Below are 15,117 nucleotides of genomic sequence, written 5' to 3' on the forward strand. Positions count from 1 at the left end.
CCATCACGCTTTTCATATAACTAAAACGCGAGGACGCGATGATGTACAACGCCGATCAGACCGGTAAAAACCGGCCCTTCACACTGTCCACTCTGTCCGCAGCCATCGCGGTAACCACCGCTCTAAGTGGTGCTGCCCAAGCTGCCGAAATTGAGGAAGTCGTGGTTACCGCACAGAAACGTGCGGAAAACCTGCAGGACGTTCCAATTGCCATTTCCGCTTTCACTGGTGACAGTATGAAAGCGATGGGTGTAAAGAATCTGACCGACCTGGGTAAATTTACCCCGGGCGTCGAAATGAACAACGATACCCCGCTGCAGCCGACTTACAGCGTGCGTGGTATTGAAACCGGTGATTTCACCGTTGGTTCCGACCCGGCAGTAGCCGTGTACGTCGATGGCGTATACACCGGCCGCGGCGCGGGCGCCGAGATTCCGCTGGCGGACATTGAACGTGTCGAGGTGCTGAAAGGCCCGCAGGGCACACTGTTTGGTCGTAACGCCACCGGCGGCGCCATTCATATCATCTCCAAGAAGCCGCAGGCAGATGACACCACCGAGCTGAACCTGACTGCAGGTAATTACGGTCGTCAGTCCACCGACTTGCTGTTGAACCGCCAGCTGAGCGATACCCTGTACGGTCGCTTTACTGCATCGACCAACCGTCGTGACTCCTTTGCCGACAATCTGGCAAATGGCTTCGAGGTAGGTAACGTCGATACTCAGACTTACCGTGCGTCCCTGCTGTGGGAACCATCTCCCGACACCGAAGTTCTGTGGCGTGCTGAATACGGCATCATGGATCAGGGCAGTGCACTGCGTACTTCCATTGTCCCTTCACTGCAGGCCGAAGCCGGTGGTACCGATGTATTTGGTGACTACGCACTGGATACCCCGACGATTGAAGATCGCGATTCCTGGGGTACTTCGGTATCCATCGTGCACGATTTCGACAAGTTCAGCTTTACCTCCATCACCGCGTACCGCGGTTTTGAAGCGCACCTGCAGCAGGATGAAGACGGCACCGCCAACCCGGACTACATGTTCGGCTCTGCCAACTTCGACGATCAGACCCAGTTCTCGCAGGAATTCCGCCTGAACGGTATGACCGACACCCTGAAGTGGACACTTGGTGCCTCCTATTCTCGCGAAGAGCTGGAGCACACCACCGATGCTTACTTCACTGCGGGCTCGCTGGAATCTTTCGCCGTGTACGAAGGTGTGAAAGCGCAGGTAGACGCATTGGGTCTTGACCTGACTACCACTGAAATTGAAGACATGGCCTATCAACAGCGTCAGGCTATGATTGCAGGGGGCCTTGAAGGCGCCGCTGTTTCCACCTTCATTTACGACCTGATGGTTCAATCCGGTCAGGCGGATGCTTTGCTTCAAGCGCTGGGCGCCCCAGGTACTGTCAATGCGAGCATGTTAAATCGTGATCAGATGATTGGTCAGTTGATGGCCGGTATCGCTCCCTGGGTAATGGCTGACACCGCATGGAACGAATCCGTACTGAATACTGGTGATTATCGTTCTGCTGCGATCTACGGTGACGTGACCTGGAGCCTGACCGACAAAATGGATCTGACCGTCGGTGCACGATACACGGCCGATGAAAAAGATTTCTCCATCGTCAGCGACTATCAGAATACTCTGCCAATCGCGTTTATTGGTGGTGACGTAGCGTTGATGGCTCCAGACGGTACGCCGCTTGGCGCATCCATCACTCTGCCTTCTGGTCAGATCGCCGAGATTCCGTTCGGCATGGCGTTTAATAACAACGGCGTCCAGAACCTGAATCAGAAGCTCAGTGATTCCTGGAGCGACCTGTCAGGCCGTATTGTTCTGGATTACCGCTGGAATGATGACGTGATGACGTTCGTGTCACTGGCTGATGGCTTCAAGGCCGGCGGCTTCAACAGCTTCAGTGCCGCACCGGGTATTGACCCGTCTTTCGATCAGGAAAGCGTTACCAACCTTGAAATTGGTATGAAGAGCAGCCTGTTCGACAATGCGGTGCGTCTGAACGCCTCTGTATTTGCCTATAACTACGACAACCTGCAGCAGCTGGATCTGGTCGGTGCGCCGATTCCGAACTACTACCTGCGTAACGCAGATGCAGAAGGTCGCGGTGCGGAAGTGGAAGTACAGTGGGCCGCAACTGACAGCCTGTTTATTGCCGGTAACTACTCCTTCCTGGACACCGAGTACACTCGCTACCAGATCATCGAAGCCATCGGTGAAACGGAAGAAGAGCACTCCCGTGTTGGCCAACCGCGCGTTGGCACCCCGGAAGGCAAGTTCAACATCATGGCCGAGTACACGTGGGATCTGGCCAATGGTGGCGACGTTGCTCTGCGCGGTGACTACAACTGGACCGACGAGCGCGTTGGCTCCATCAGTGACCCGGCTCGTGTGATCCCGGACTACCAGCTGATGAACCTGCGTGCCGGCTGGAACAGCGCTTCTGACCGTTACTCTGCCGCCCTGTGGGTGCAGAACGTAACCGACGAAGAAATTGCTGGCGGTTACGGCGGTACTGGTGCTGCGATCGGTGCGAGCCCCGCATGGCGCTTTATGCCACGCATGTACGGTGCTGACTTCACTGTGCGCTTCTAAGCCAACAGATAAGTCTCACACAGGCGCTTCGCGCCAACGGAAGAGGGTCGGCATTGCCGGCCCTTTTTTTATGGGCCAGGGGAGCATAAGAATATCTGGCGCCGATTACTGCGCCAAAACATCCCCTGACATAGGATTCCCTCCGAATGGTTGTATGATCAAAGGCACCTAATGCAGTTCTCGGGACGAGGAATGAACCTGACCTCAGAGTTGGATTCCGCTGTATTCACAACGGAGACCAAAAGCCCCTCAACGCTCTACTGGAGTGATGAAGAAAGCCGCGAGTTAAGCCTGGATGAGCGCGTTGCGCTGTTAACAGAGTTCCAGCAGGTGCGCGGGCAGACCGAAACACTCATCGAGCCACTCTCGCCAGAGGACCTGCAGGTCCAATCCATGCCAGACGCCAGCCCCGGCAAATGGCACCTGGCCCATACCAGTTGGTTCTTTGAAACCTTTATTCTCGAGCCGCACAGTCCCGGCTACGACCTTTTCGAGCCCACCTATCAACACCTGTTCAATTCCTATTACAATGCTCTGGGCACACCGTTTTCACGGCTCCAGCGCGGACTGCTGTCGCGGCCACGGCTAGATCAGGTGCTCGCCTATCGCCATCACATCAATGGCGAAATCGAGCGCTGGCTGACGGAAGACGAGGTTACTAGCGATCTTGCCAACCTGTTGGTGCTGGGCATCAACCACGAACAGCAACATCAGGAATTGCTGCTCACCGACATCAAGCACGCACTGTCGATCAACCCTCTGTACCCCGCCTATAAAGAGCAGGAACCATCAGCGCCGGAAGACGAGGGGGCTGCCGAGTTGCGCTGGCTGAAAATACCCGAAGACAACTACACCGTCGGCAGCGATGGTCAGGTATTTGCCTTCGATAACGAAGGGCCCGCGCATCAGCGCTACCAAACCCCATTCAAAATCGCCTCGCGGCTGGTTACCAACAGAGAGTACCTGGAATTCTTGCAGGACGGTGGCTATCGACAGCCGCGCCTGTGGCTGTCCGATGGCTGGGCACATATCACCCGCTGTGGGCATGCTGCACCGCAGTACTGGCGGGAGGAGGGCGGCCAGTGGCAGGAGTTCACCCTTGCGGGTATGCAGCCACTCGATCTGGATGCGCCGGTATCCCACATCAGTTTTTACGAGGCCGACGCCTTTGCCAGTTGGGCCGGATACCGGCTGCCTACGGAATTTGAGTGGGAAATCGCGGCTTGGCTGCACTGCCGCAAAAACGCACAGCAGACCGCCAACATGCTGGAGTCCGGCCAATTCCGAGCGGTTGCCGAGATTGACGCGCTTTTCCCAGATGCCGCTACCTCCGATGCGCAATTTCTCGGAAATCTCTGGCAATGGACGGCCAGCGCCTATCAGCCGTACCCGGGTTTCCGCGCAAGCCCAGACGCGGTCGGCGAGTACAACGGCAAGTTTATGTGCAACCAGATGGTGTTGCGCGGCGGTTCCTGCGTCACACCACGCAATCATATTCGCATCAGTTATCGAAATTTTTTCTACCCGCACCAGGCGTGGCAATTTACCGGAATTCGCCTCGCAGGAGACGACCTATGAATATGGCGGCAAAGGAGATTGTCGTGGCTCAGGCATTTGAGCGAGATGTTCTGGCCGGGCTGTCGGCGGAGCAGAAAACACTACCCTGCAAGTACTTATATGACGAGACCGGTTCTCGGTTGTTCGAAGATATCTGCGGACTGGATGACTATTATCTGACCCGTACTGAAGCGGAAATTTTCACCCAGCAGCTGGACAATATCGCAAAAACACTCGGCGAGGGTGTGACGCTGATTGAACCGGGCGCAGGAAATTGTGAAAAAGCGGAACCACTTTTGCAGTGTATGCTGGCACCTGCGGGGTATTTCCCGCTGGATATTTCCCCGGAGATATTGCTTAAGGCCCGCCAGCGCATTCAGGCGTGTCAGCCGAATCTGCACGTGATACCGGCGATCGGCGATTTCACCCGTGCCGCGGTGTGGCAGGATCTTCCCGCAGTCACCGGCCGCAAGGTGGTATTTTTCCCCGGATCTACGATCGGCAATTTCAACCCGGAACAGGCGCGCGCGCTTCTGGAATTATTCTCACAGCAACTGGGCCCCGGCGATGGCTTGTTGCTGGGCGCAGACCTGGTGAAGGACTCGGTCATTCTCGAGCGCGCCTACCACGATAGCAATCATGTCACCGAGGCGTTCAACAAAAACCTGTTACACCGGATCAATCGCGAACTGGGTGGGTCTTTCAACCTCGACGCATTTGCGCACCGGGCGTTCTATCACCAGTTGCGCCAGCGCGTTGAAATGCACTTGGTGAGCCTGGAGCCGCAGACGGTGGAAGTGTGCGGCCGGAAATTCGAGTTTGAGGAAGGCGAAACCATTCACACCGAAAACAGCCATAAATACACACCGGGCTCACTCGAAGAGTTATTGCGGGTAACCGGATTTGAGCCCCGCCAATTCTGGACCGATCATCAACAACACTATGCGATTTACTATGCCGAAGCCGTTTGATTTTTTTGCCTCTCTGAAAACACTTCTTGTTCCTGTATTTTTTCTATCGGTTCTTGCCGGCTGTAGCACCACGGGCAGCTCGGAGCAGGGCACTTCCGAAGCCGATTCCGCAGCCCAGATTACGGTGTACAAGTCGCCGTTCTGCCTGTGCTGCAATGACTGGATCAAGCATCTGGAAAGCAATGCGTTTTCAGTGGCCAGTGAGAACGCATTGGATACCGCGAGTGTCAAACAGCAGTGGAAGGTACCGCCGAGTATGCAGGGCTGCCATACGGGAGTGTGGAATAATCAGTATGTCTTTGAAGGCCACGTGCCCGCGCGCCTGATCCGCCAGTTTCTGGCCAACCCGCCCAAAGGCAGTGTCGGCCTGGCGGTACCGGGAATGCCCCAGGGTAGCCCGGGCATGTATCGCGGTAAGAATTTTGAGCCCTATGTGGTGTATGCCATTCAATCCAACGGCGAATACCGCTTTTACGAAAAAGTCACCGCGCCCGAAGCCAGCTAACGAAGCCAGCCAACTAAGTCAGCCAGCAATGAGAAATGCGAGTCGCCGCCGGGCTGGATTCACTGCCCGGCAGGGGATACCCTTGCAGCCCTTTCGATATTGAATGGCAGGGCGCCTCGCATTTTGAATACTTCCTCACCCACAGCTCTCAACCCGGCCCAATCCCCAACCCCGACGCAAGCATTCAAGCCCGGCATAGGGCTGGCGAACTGCCATCTGCAAACTATATTCCCGGTGTTTCATCGCCCCAAACCCTGGGTGCGCACCCAGGTTCAGTGGCTGGATACGCCGGATGGGGACCGCATTGCGTTACATACGCCCGTACGGCTGGAAGATGATCCAAAGCGGCCCATCGTGCTGGTGCTGCACGGCCTGGAGGGCTCAGTAGAATCCCCCTATATACAGGGGCTGATGCCGGCACTACTGAGCGCAGGTTTCCAGGTGGCGGTGATGCACTTCCGCGGTTGCGGTGGTATCCCGAATCTATTGCCGCGGGCCTACCACAGCGGTGATAGCGACGATCCGCGCTGGGTCGCGAGTCAATTGAAAGATCATTACCCGAACACACCGCTGATGGCGGTGGGCTACTCCCTCGGCGGCAACGTGTTGTTGAAGTGGTTGGGTGAAGATGGAGAGAGCAGCCCTCTGAGCGCCGCCGTTTCCGTATCCGCACCACTGGATCTGCACCTGTCGAGCCAGCAGATGAACAGCGGCTTTTCCAAGATTTACCAGAAACACTTGCTGGATAGCCTCAAGGAAACCCTCAATCGTAAAGCGAAAGATCCAGCGCTCGCTCAACAGATGCCGCCGTTGAACAGCCCGCGGGCATTCAGTAATTTTCGGCACTTTGATGACCACTTTACTGCGCCACTGCACGGGTTTCGCGGTGTCGACGACTACTACACCCGCGCATCGAGTCGCCCACACTTGATCAATATTGCGTGTCCAACCTACCTGATTCACGCTGCCGATGATCCCTTCGTCTCGCCCAAGGCGATTCCAGCCGCGTCCGACGTGAGTTCTGCGGTTACCCTGGGCATCAGCAAGCGGGGAGGGCATGTGGGTTTTGTTCGCGGTAGCCTGTGGAAGCCGCGCTACTGGCTGGAAGAGGCCATACCCGCATTCCTGAAAGCACAATTTTCCGAAGCTTAATCCCAGCCGATATTCCAAATCGCAATAGAGTAAATTTTTTGAGCGTGACGTTAGTTTGGCGCCGAAAAAATCCGTGCGACAGACAGCGAAATCTTCAGGGCGCGCTATTCTACATGGTGAGTTGTTTTTGAATCTCGCCAAACCGGAGCCATCCGGGATAGGAGTCGCCTATGAAACACCATGTTGCTAACCGGGGCGCGAGTTCGTCAATGCGCCGATCCCGCTTTGCCGCATTGGCACTGAGTGCGGCGGTTGCAATGGGTTTAGGGGCCACAGCGGCGGTTTCCGTACAGGCCGCCATCGATCGAAACACACAGCAAAGCGAAGCCTCGCCACAGACTCAGAAGGCGGTCATCCAGGCGGCATACAACGCACTGGATGCCATGGGCAAGACCCTGGCGAGCCAGAACAAACTCGCCTACGACGTCACTATGGTCACAGATGTGGTTGCCGAGAAAGGCAAGAACGTGCCGGTTAAAGGGACCGCACAAGTGCGCTTTGAGCGCCCCAACCACCTGTATGTCGACCTGAAAACCGACACCATGGAGCGCCAGTTCTTTCACGATGGCAACCAGTTCACGGTGATCGCGAAGAAGGAGGGCTACTACGGCCAGCTGCCCGCCACTGACCCCACCCGCAAAACCCTGATCACCGCAGCACAAAAATACGGTCTGGAAGTTCCCCTGGTCGACCTGTTGGAATGGGGTACCTCCAAGGCACCGAAAGTTGAACTCGAAAGTGCTCGCCTGGTAGAGGAAACCACCCTCGATGGCCAGCCGGTTGAACACTGGGCGCTGCGGGGTAAAGAGCTGGAGTGGGAAATCTGGATCACCAAGGGTGAACAGCGCTTGCCGCTAAAGCTCACGACCACCAATTACCACCTGCCTGAAAAGCCCAAATTCGTGGCGAATATTCAGTGGCACAAGGCCGATGCGGTCAACAGCGCCATGTTTGCCCCAAGACTCTCCAGTGATCTCAAGCCGATTTCCTTCAATAAGGTTCAACCTACACCGGAGGCCACCCAATGAAGCCAAAATTCAAGCAGATGGCATATACCGGGCTGGCGTGTAGCGCGATACTGCTGGGTGTATTTTTACTTGCGCCCGACGCAGACGCGCGGCCAGGATTTCACGGTGGTGGAGGGCATTTTGGCGGTGGCCATATGAATGTCGGCCCGCACTTCCACGGCGGATTCCGCCCAGGACCAGGACCGCGTCCAGGCCCAAGGCCACACCCGAACCACGGCGGCGGTGGCCATCACGGCGGCGGAGGCCATCACGGAGGTGGCGGACATCACGGTGGTGGTGGTCACCACGGCGGAGGAGGTCATGACGGAGGTGGCAGCCACCATCATCACGATGATCACCACCACCATCACGACGCCTATTGGCCCGGGTATTGGGCTGGTGCGGCAACCGCCGCGGCCGTTGGCGCCTGGGTGTATACCTTGCCCGCCTCCTGCACCGCCATTTCCGTCAACGGCATTACCTACGAACAGTGCGGAAGCACCTGGTATCGACCGAGCTATTCGGGCTCTCAGGTGGTGTACGAGGTCGTAGCGCCACCCCGCTAAGTGCAAACACCGTCCTACTAATACCTATTGCTATGACCTACCGCAATCTTTGCCTGGGACGCCGGTTCCAGGCAAAGATTGACTTTCCAGTACCATTCCCCTAATTTCGCCCCCGCGATACGAGGTGCCTTCTGCTCAACTCCTGTTGGAGCTGCTCTGAGAAGGTTAAACGGGAAGTCCGGAAGTCCGGCGCTGCCCCCGCAACGGTGATCTGCTCCACTTTCAATCAAGTGAGCGGTAAGCCCGATACCGGCCTCTGATCGAATCATGATGGAGCGGAGGGCTACCATCCTGCAATACGACCTCCCGCGCGCGTGCGCACCGCATTGCTATTCCTCCCTCGATCCCATGTGCTTTTGTCCTTAGGGGTTGAAACTTGAACAAGACCATATTGAGCTGGGCCGTTGCATCGGCGATCAGCGCGCCGGCGTTTGCCGATTCTACCGATATCACCAGTTCCCAAATTGTGACCGACAGTGCCATTCCGGCGCTGGAAACCATTATCGTCGTCAGCGCCCGGCAGAGTGAGCCGCTGCGCCGTGTCGCCACCTCCGTGACCGTGCTCGACGAAACAGACATCAAGGCCCGCGGGCTCGCCTCACTCGCGGATGTCCTGCGCAGTGTCCCGTCCGTGTCCGTGACCAACTCCGGCGGTATGGGCAAAACCACCACCTTGCGCGTACGTGGTGAAGACGGCTTCCGCACCCTGGTGCGCATTGACGGCGTCGACATTTCCGACCCAACAAGCACCCAGGGCGGCGCCCATATTCAGCATATTCTGAGTACCGACCTGGCCCGGGTAGAACTGCTGCGCGGCCCTCAGGGCATGCTTTACGGAGCCGACGCGGGCGGTGTTCTGGATATTTCCACACGCCGGGAAGGCACCGGTCACCAGTTTGAACTGGCCACCGAAGCGGGCAGCTTCGATTCCCGACGCTATAGCGCCAGTGCCGGCGGTAGTAACAACACACTGGATTACTTTGTATCTGCGGCCAAGGCCCACACTGCGGGCTTCAATACCAGCGTGAACGACGAGGAGCTGCAGGACGACGACGGATACAACAACCAGACCCTGCACGGCCGTGCGGGCTGGAACCTGTCTGAACAGTGGCGCCTGGAAGCGGTGGTGCGGGATGTGGATGCAACCGGAGAGTTTGATCGCTGCGGCTGGCCGGTCACTCAGGACGTGTGCAGCAACGACTTCAGCCAACAAAACACCCGGGTCAGCCTCGCGCACAACGGTGAAAACGGGCAGCAGGAACTGTCGTATTCCCGTGCAGACCTGAGCCGCACCAACCATGCCGCCGGTGCCCTCTCGTACCACACTGAAGGCGATATCCAGAAAATAAATCTGAATGGCTCCGTGGATCTGACCGGCAACCAAGCGGTTATTTATGGTCTGGAACGCCGCGAAGATGCGGTGCTGGATTTGAGCCGCGACCAGTGGGCCGCCTATTCCGAGTATCAGGGAAGTGTGGCCGAGCAGTTTTACTTCACCCTTGGCCTGCGCCACGACGACAACTCCGAATTCGGTAGCAACAACAGCGCCCGCGCCAGTAGCGCCTACGTGATCGATCAGGTAGCCAGCGGTGCGTTAAAACTGAAAGCCAGCTACGGCACCGGCTTCCGCGCGCCGAGCCTGTTTGAGATTGACTACAACCGCGCGCAAAACAACCCCGATCTGGCTGCGCTCACGCCGGAAACCAGCCGCGGGCTGGACCTGGGTGTCGAATACTTCGGGGAAAATACACTGCATCTGGAATTCGTGCTCTTCGATCAAATCATCGAAAACGAAATCGGCTTTAACCTCACAGACTACACCTACCGGCAGAGCGGTGGCGAAAGCCAGTCCCGCGGTGTTGAGCTGATCGCCGATGCGCAGATCACCGAATCTCTGCTACTCGCGGCCAACTATACCTACACCGATACGGAAACCGCCGATGACACCCCGCGCCCGCGCCGCCCCAAGCAGCTGGCCAATATCGGCATTACCTATCAGCCCACGAGCCTGCTGAGTGTGGCCATGAATCTGCGTTCCAGTGCCGATGGCGTCGATATTGATGGCTCCAGCATGGACGATTACCAGGTGCTGGACGCCAGCTTGCGCTATCAACTGAACAACGCGACCACTATCTACTTCCGCGGTGAAAATCTCACCGACGAAGACTATGTGGAAGTTGCCGGCTTTAACACCGCGGGTGCCGCCGGCTACGCCGGTGTAGAATTCAGCTTCTAAACCCGGGTTAACCCCCAGCGAAATTTCACGAGGTGACCATGTCGGAAGATCAGCAGAAAAAAAATGCACGGCACAAACAAGCCATGCAAAAACAAAAGGCCAAGGTCGATGCCCACATCGCCGCGGCCGACACCGAGCGCGGTGTCGCGGTTCTGCTGACTGGCAATGGCAAGGGAAAGTCCAGTTCGGCTTTCGGCATGGTCATACGTGCACTGGGATACGATCAGAAAGTGGGCGTGGTGCAGTTTATCAAGGGCGCACAACTCTCCGGAGAAGAGCTCTACATCAAAAACCAGTGCCCACAAGTCACCCTGTACCAGATGGGTACTGGCTTCACCTGGAACACCCAGGATCGCACCGGCGATATAGCGGAAGCGGAAAAAACCTGGGCGGAGGCAGTAAAAATGCTCGGCGACCCCAGCTACGATCTGGTGGTGCTCGACGAGCTGACCTACATGCTCGCTTACAAGTATCTCGACGAGCAAACCGTGCTGGACGCACTGGCCCAGCGCCCGTCGGAGCAGAGTGTTGTGGTCACCGGCCGCGGGGGCGGCAGCGCACTACAGGAGTTGATGGATACCGTGTCTGAAGTAAAAGACGTCAAGCACGCATTCAAAGCCGGCATCAAGGCGCGACAAGGCGTGGATTACTAGCGGGTTGCAACGATCATGTCTGTATTGATGGTCCAGGGCACCACCTCGGATGCTGGAAAAAGTACATTAGTCGCCGCACTCGGTCGTTACTTCGCCCGTCGTGGCGTCTCGGTGGCACCGTTCAAACCACAAAACATGGCACTCAACAGTGCCGTTACCGAAGATGGCGGTGAAATAGGGCGGGCGCAGGCACTGCAGGCACAGGCCTGCTGTGTTATACCCCATACCGATATGAACCCGGTACTCCTGAAACCCGCTTCAGACACCGGTGCCCAGGTCATTATCCAGGGCAAAGTGCTGGGCGACATGCAGGCCCTGGACTACCACCGCTACAAGGCCACGGCACAAGCCGCGGTACTGGATTCCTTCGAGCGGTTACACAAACAATACGACCTGGTATTGGTGGAAGGTGCCGGCAGCCCGGCTGAAATCAATTTACGCGAAAACGATATTGCCAATATGGGCTTCGCCGAAGCGGTGGATTGCCCGGTGATCCTCATTGCCGATATCGACCGTGGCGGTGTATTCGCACATCTTGTGGGTACGCTGGAATTACTTTCCGAGTCCGAGCGTGCGCGTGTCGTCGGGTTTGTAATCAACCGTTTTCGCGGCGATCTGGCGCTGCTGCAATCAGGTCTCGACTGGTTAGAAGAGTACACGGGCAAGCCGGTGCTTGGCGTCTTGCCGTATCTGCACGATCTGTACCTCGATGCGGAAGACGCGATCAGTACCCAGCAAGTGGGCAGCGGCAGCAAGCTCATCATTGTTGTGCCCGTGTTGCCCCGGATCAGTAATCACACGGATTTCGACGCTTTGCGGTTGCATCCAGAGGTGGATCTGCAGTTTGTCAGCGTCCGCGAGCCTGTTCCCGCCTGTGACTGGATTATTCTTCCCGGCAGTAAAAATGTCCGCGCCGACCTGGCCTACCTGAAAGAAAATCATTGGCCGACTCAGCTGGAGCGACACCTACGTTATGGCGGAAAACTCACGGGAATTTGTGGCGGTCTGCAGATGCTGGGGAAGGCAGTGCACGATCCCGAGGGAATCGAAGGTGAACCGGGGAGTGAACAGGGCCTTGGTTTCCTGGATTACACGACCACGCTTCAGCCCGAAAAATCCCTGAAGAATGTCACAGGATTACTCTGCGGAGAAAACCTCAAACCGCTCGAACTGGATACGCCGCTAAAAGGCTATGAAATCCACTGCGGTATCAGTGAGGGACCAGCGATGAATCGGCCCGCCGTCTACCTGCGGGACAAGTCCGGAAATCTGCGACCCGATGGCGCAGTCAGTGCCGATGGACAGATTTTCGCGACCTATGTGCACGGCCTTTTCGACGGGCAGGCAGCGCAAAAAGCACTTCTCGCATGGGGTGGTCTATCCGACAGTACCGCACTCGATTTGAATGTACACCGCCAGCAACAATTGGATCGGCTGGCCCAGACCGTTGAAGACCATATGTCCCGCGCGTGGCTTGAACAGTTTGAGGGCAAGCCATGACCCTTGCGCGCAGCCGGGCACTCAGCTTCGCCTGGTGGACACTTCCCGCGTTGCTGGCGACAAGCTTTGTTGCCGCCATTGCCATCGGTGCGGTATCACTGTCGCCTGCTCAGGTATTGAGCGCACTGACGGGGTTTGGGAAGGCGGGGCTTGCTGCAGACATAGTGCAAGCCATTCGTTTGCCGCGTGCCTTACTCGCAGCCTCAGTCGGCGCGGTACTCGCAATCTGTGGCGCCATGCTGCAAGGGCTGTTCCGCAATCCACTGGCTGACCCGTCGCTGATCGGTGTTACCGCGGGCGCTTCTTTTGGGGCCTCTCTGGCGATATTGCTCGGTGCTCAGGTGGCCGCTGCGTTTGGTAGTCTGCCGGTCGTATCCATCGCTGCATTTGGCGGTGGTCTGATTGCTGTGGCACTGGTTTATCAAGTCGCAAAAGGTATTAACGGAACCTCTGTGGCCACCATGCTGCTAATGGGTATTGCGGTAACGGCGTTTTCCGCCAGCCTGACGGGATTGATGGAGTATTTTGCGGATAATGAAATGCTGCGCCGCATCAGCCTTTGGCGTATGGGTGGGCTGGATGCCGCAAGTTACCCGCGCGCATTTTTGATGCTTGCGGTGCTGTGCGGGCTGCTCGCCAGCATGTCGCGCTTTGGCTCGGCTCTCAATGTTCTGTTGTTAGGAGAATCCCAGGCGCGACACCTCGGGGTGGATGTAGAGCGGGTGAAAACTCTGTTGATCGTCCTTGCCGCAGCCGGAGTCGGTACCTCAGTAGCTGTTGCGGGCAGCATCGCGTTCGTGGGTTTGGTGGTGCCTCACATGGTGCGGTTATGGGTGGGGCCGGACCATCGCCAGCTGCTACCCCTGTCGGCCATTGCCGGTGCCACTCTGTTGCTTATTTCCGATACGCTGGCACGCACGGTTATCGCACCTGTGGAAATCCCGGTGGGCTTGATCACGGCACTGATCGGTGTGCCATTTTTCGTGTCGTTGCTGCGCAACAGCAGAGGGGCTCTCTGATGACCTTGCTGCATGCTCAACAGGTTACCGTACGCACGGATCAGCGTACGCTGGTGCAGAATATTTCTCTGGATATCAATGCCGGTGAACTGGTGTGTGTGATCGGCCCAAATGGAGCGGGCAAATCCACTCTACTGCGGGCACTGTGCGGGGAATCTCGCTTGGCAGAAGGGGAAGTGCTGTTCAAAAATGCTCACATCGAAAGCCTGTCTTCCCGCGATCGCGCCAGCCAGCTGGCGGTCCTACCGCAACACAATCCGCTTACGTTTGCGTTTACCGGGCTGGAACTGGTGGCTTTGAGTCGTAACCCACACGCTACCGGTATTGTCCGGGACAGGGAGATCTGCCTGGAAGCCATGTCTGCACTGGATGTAACCCATCTCGCGGAGCGCCTCTATCCGACACTGTCTGGCGGTGAGCAGCAGCGACTGCAACTGGCGCGGGTGATGGCCCAGATATGGTCTGCTGAAGAGGTTGGGGATCGCCTGCTGCTACTGGATGAACCAGCCACCAGCCTCGACATTGCCCACCAGTATGAAATGATGAAAGCTGTGCGCGCCTTCGCCAAAGGTGGTGTCGCAGTGATAATGACCGTGCACGACCTGGCACTGGCCAGTGGTTACAGTGATCGCATTCTTGCGTTGAAGCGGGGGCGCAGTATGGCGTACGGGGACGCAGAAACAGTGTTGACGGCGGAGAATATGCAGGAACTCTACGGCTACGGCGTCACCGTAGTCCCGCATCCGGTAACGGGTAAGCCTCTGGTGCTCGCCGATGAGTAATTGCAAGCGAGCGCTGCACCTGATTCTCGGTGGTGCGCGCAGCGGAAAGAGCCGGTTGGCACAGCAGCGAGCCGAGCAGTGGCTGCAAACCGCGAAAACATCCAGCATGGATAGCGGTCTGATTTACCTGGCTACGGCCACTGCAGAAGATGAAGAAATGGCATCCCGTATCAGCCACCATCGGGCCGACCGGGACGAGCGCTGGCAGACCCTCGAAGAGCCGATCGTACTGGCAGACGCCCTTGGCACTGTACCAGCATCGCACTGTGTACTGGTGGACTGCCTGACCCTGTGGCTAAGCAACTGCCTGCAGCAGGGCGTATGGGAGCGGGAACGTTCCGCGTTGCTCCACCGTATTGATCACCAAGTCGGTGGCGCGCCCTGGATTTTTGTCAGCAATGAAGTGGGTTCTGGCATCGTACCGCTGGGGCAGTTGTCGCGGGAGTTTGTTGATGCGGCAGGGTGGCTCCATCAGGCACTCGCGGAGCGCGCTGATAGCGTGACCCTGGCCATCGCCGGCCTGCCGCTCTCCGTAAAATAATTTGAGTGTG

At 57.3% G+C, this 15,117-nt stretch carries 13 protein-coding genes and 1 riboswitch; of the genes, 12 read left to right on the plus strand and 1 reads right to left on the minus strand.

Annotated features, from left to right (window positions below; all coding sequences use genetic code 11):
- The first annotated feature begins 38 nt into the window (after positions 1–38).
- The 6 genes from Q1A74_RS04145 (at position 39) to Q1A74_RS04170 (ending at position 7,831) form a co-directional block, all read left to right on the plus strand.
- Positions 39–2,618: a TonB-dependent receptor gene (locus Q1A74_RS04145; RefSeq protein ID WP_299592649.1), complete on the plus strand. Its 2,580-nt coding sequence runs from the start codon at positions 39–41 to the stop codon at positions 2,616–2,618.
- A gap of 192 nt (positions 2,619–2,810) precedes the next feature.
- On the plus strand, positions 2,811–4,196 hold the full coding sequence (gene egtB / locus Q1A74_RS04150) for an ergothioneine biosynthesis protein EgtB (RefSeq protein ID WP_299592651.1): 1,386 nt from the start codon (positions 2,811–2,813) through the stop codon (positions 4,194–4,196).
- On the plus strand, positions 4,193–5,146 hold the full coding sequence (gene egtD / locus Q1A74_RS04155) for an L-histidine N(alpha)-methyltransferase (protein WP_299592653.1): 954 nt from the start codon (positions 4,193–4,195) through the stop codon (positions 5,144–5,146). Before egtB ends, egtD begins: the two co-directional genes overlap by 4 nt.
- Entirely contained in the window at positions 5,130–5,651 is a 522-nt protein-coding gene (locus Q1A74_RS04160; protein WP_299592655.1) for a DUF411 domain-containing protein, read from the plus strand. The genes egtD and Q1A74_RS04160 overlap by 17 nt, the downstream gene beginning before the upstream one ends.
- Before the next feature lie 123 nt (positions 5,652–5,774).
- Positions 5,775–6,803 carry a hydrolase gene (locus tag Q1A74_RS04165; RefSeq protein WP_299592657.1) on the plus strand — a complete coding sequence of 343 codons (1,029 nt, stop codon included), beginning with the start codon at positions 5,775–5,777 and terminating at the stop codon, positions 6,801–6,803.
- Between the two features lie 209 nt (positions 6,804–7,012).
- Positions 7,013–7,831: a DUF2092 domain-containing protein gene (locus tag Q1A74_RS04170; protein WP_299592658.1), complete on the plus strand. Its 819-nt coding sequence runs from the start codon at positions 7,013–7,015 to the stop codon at positions 7,829–7,831.
- Positions 7,832–7,896: 65 nt separating this feature from the next.
- Here Q1A74_RS04170 and Q1A74_RS04175 read toward each other — a convergent pair whose 3' ends face one another.
- On the minus strand, positions 7,897–8,382 hold the full coding sequence (locus Q1A74_RS04175) for a hypothetical protein (protein WP_299592660.1): 486 nt from the start codon (positions 8,380–8,382) through the stop codon (positions 7,897–7,899).
- Positions 8,383–8,508: 126 nt separating this feature from the next.
- A riboswitch (cobalamin riboswitch) is annotated at positions 8,509–8,649 on the plus strand.
- A gap of 103 nt (positions 8,650–8,752) precedes the next feature.
- Between Q1A74_RS04175 and Q1A74_RS04180 the strand changes: the two genes are divergently transcribed.
- Genes Q1A74_RS04180 through cobU form a run of 6 tightly spaced genes read left to right on the plus strand, consistent with a single transcriptional unit; the run spans position 8,753 to position 15,107 of the window.
- Positions 8,753–10,612 carry a TonB-dependent siderophore receptor gene (locus Q1A74_RS04180; RefSeq protein WP_299592662.1) on the plus strand — a complete coding sequence of 620 codons (1,860 nt, stop codon included), beginning with the start codon at positions 8,753–8,755 and terminating at the stop codon, positions 10,610–10,612.
- A 38-nt stretch (positions 10,613–10,650) separates the two neighbouring features.
- Complete coding sequence (gene cobO / locus Q1A74_RS04185; RefSeq protein ID WP_299592664.1) at positions 10,651–11,265, plus strand: cob(I)yrinic acid a,c-diamide adenosyltransferase; 615 nt, start codon at positions 10,651–10,653, stop codon at positions 11,263–11,265.
- A 15-nt stretch (positions 11,266–11,280) separates the two neighbouring features.
- Positions 11,281–12,765 carry a cobyric acid synthase gene (locus tag Q1A74_RS04190; protein WP_299592666.1) on the plus strand — a complete coding sequence of 495 codons (1,485 nt, stop codon included), beginning with the start codon at positions 11,281–11,283 and terminating at the stop codon, positions 12,763–12,765.
- On the plus strand, positions 12,762–13,784 hold the full coding sequence (locus tag Q1A74_RS04195) for an iron ABC transporter permease (RefSeq protein WP_299592669.1): 1,023 nt from the start codon (positions 12,762–12,764) through the stop codon (positions 13,782–13,784). Before Q1A74_RS04190 ends, Q1A74_RS04195 begins: the two co-directional genes overlap by 4 nt.
- A complete protein-coding gene (locus tag Q1A74_RS04200) occupies positions 13,784–14,566 on the plus strand; it encodes a heme ABC transporter ATP-binding protein (protein ID WP_299592671.1) in 783 nt (260 codons plus the stop codon). Before Q1A74_RS04195 ends, Q1A74_RS04200 begins: the two co-directional genes overlap by 1 nt.
- Positions 14,559–15,107 carry a bifunctional adenosylcobinamide kinase/adenosylcobinamide-phosphate guanylyltransferase gene (gene cobU / locus Q1A74_RS04205; protein ID WP_299592673.1) on the plus strand — a complete coding sequence of 183 codons (549 nt, stop codon included), beginning with the start codon at positions 14,559–14,561 and terminating at the stop codon, positions 15,105–15,107. Before Q1A74_RS04200 ends, cobU begins: the two co-directional genes overlap by 8 nt.
- Positions 15,108–15,117 lie beyond the last annotated feature (10 nt).

Origin of the sequence: uncultured Microbulbifer sp. (genome assembly GCF_947504145.1) — a bacterium.
Classification (GTDB): Bacteria; Pseudomonadota; Gammaproteobacteria; order Pseudomonadales; family Cellvibrionaceae; genus Microbulbifer.

Bases quoted from the DNA above. Each gene is read 5' to 3' on its own strand.
- Q1A74_RS04145 (WP_299592649.1), top strand. From the start codon at position 39: ATGATGTACAACGCCGATCAGACCGGTAAAAACCGGCCCTTCACACTG.
- egtB (WP_299592651.1), top strand. From the start codon at position 2,811: ATGAACCTGACCTCAGAGTTGGATTCCGCTGTATTCACAACGGAGACC.
- egtD (WP_299592653.1), top strand. From the start codon at position 4,193: ATGAATATGGCGGCAAAGGAGATTGTCGTGGCTCAGGCATTTGAGCGA.
- Q1A74_RS04160 (WP_299592655.1), top strand. From the start codon at position 5,130: ATGCCGAAGCCGTTTGATTTTTTTGCCTCTCTGAAAACACTTCTTGTT.
- Q1A74_RS04170 (WP_299592658.1), top strand. From the start codon at position 7,013: ATGCGCCGATCCCGCTTTGCCGCATTGGCACTGAGTGCGGCGGTTGCA.
- cobO (WP_299592664.1), top strand. From the start codon at position 10,651: ATGTCGGAAGATCAGCAGAAAAAAAATGCACGGCACAAACAAGCCATG.
- Q1A74_RS04190 (WP_299592666.1), top strand. From the start codon at position 11,281: ATGTCTGTATTGATGGTCCAGGGCACCACCTCGGATGCTGGAAAAAGT.
- Q1A74_RS04195 (WP_299592669.1), top strand. From the start codon at position 12,762: ATGACCCTTGCGCGCAGCCGGGCACTCAGCTTCGCCTGGTGGACACTT.
- Q1A74_RS04200 (WP_299592671.1), top strand. From the start codon at position 13,784: ATGACCTTGCTGCATGCTCAACAGGTTACCGTACGCACGGATCAGCGT.
- cobU (WP_299592673.1), top strand. From the start codon at position 14,559: ATGAGTAATTGCAAGCGAGCGCTGCACCTGATTCTCGGTGGTGCGCGC.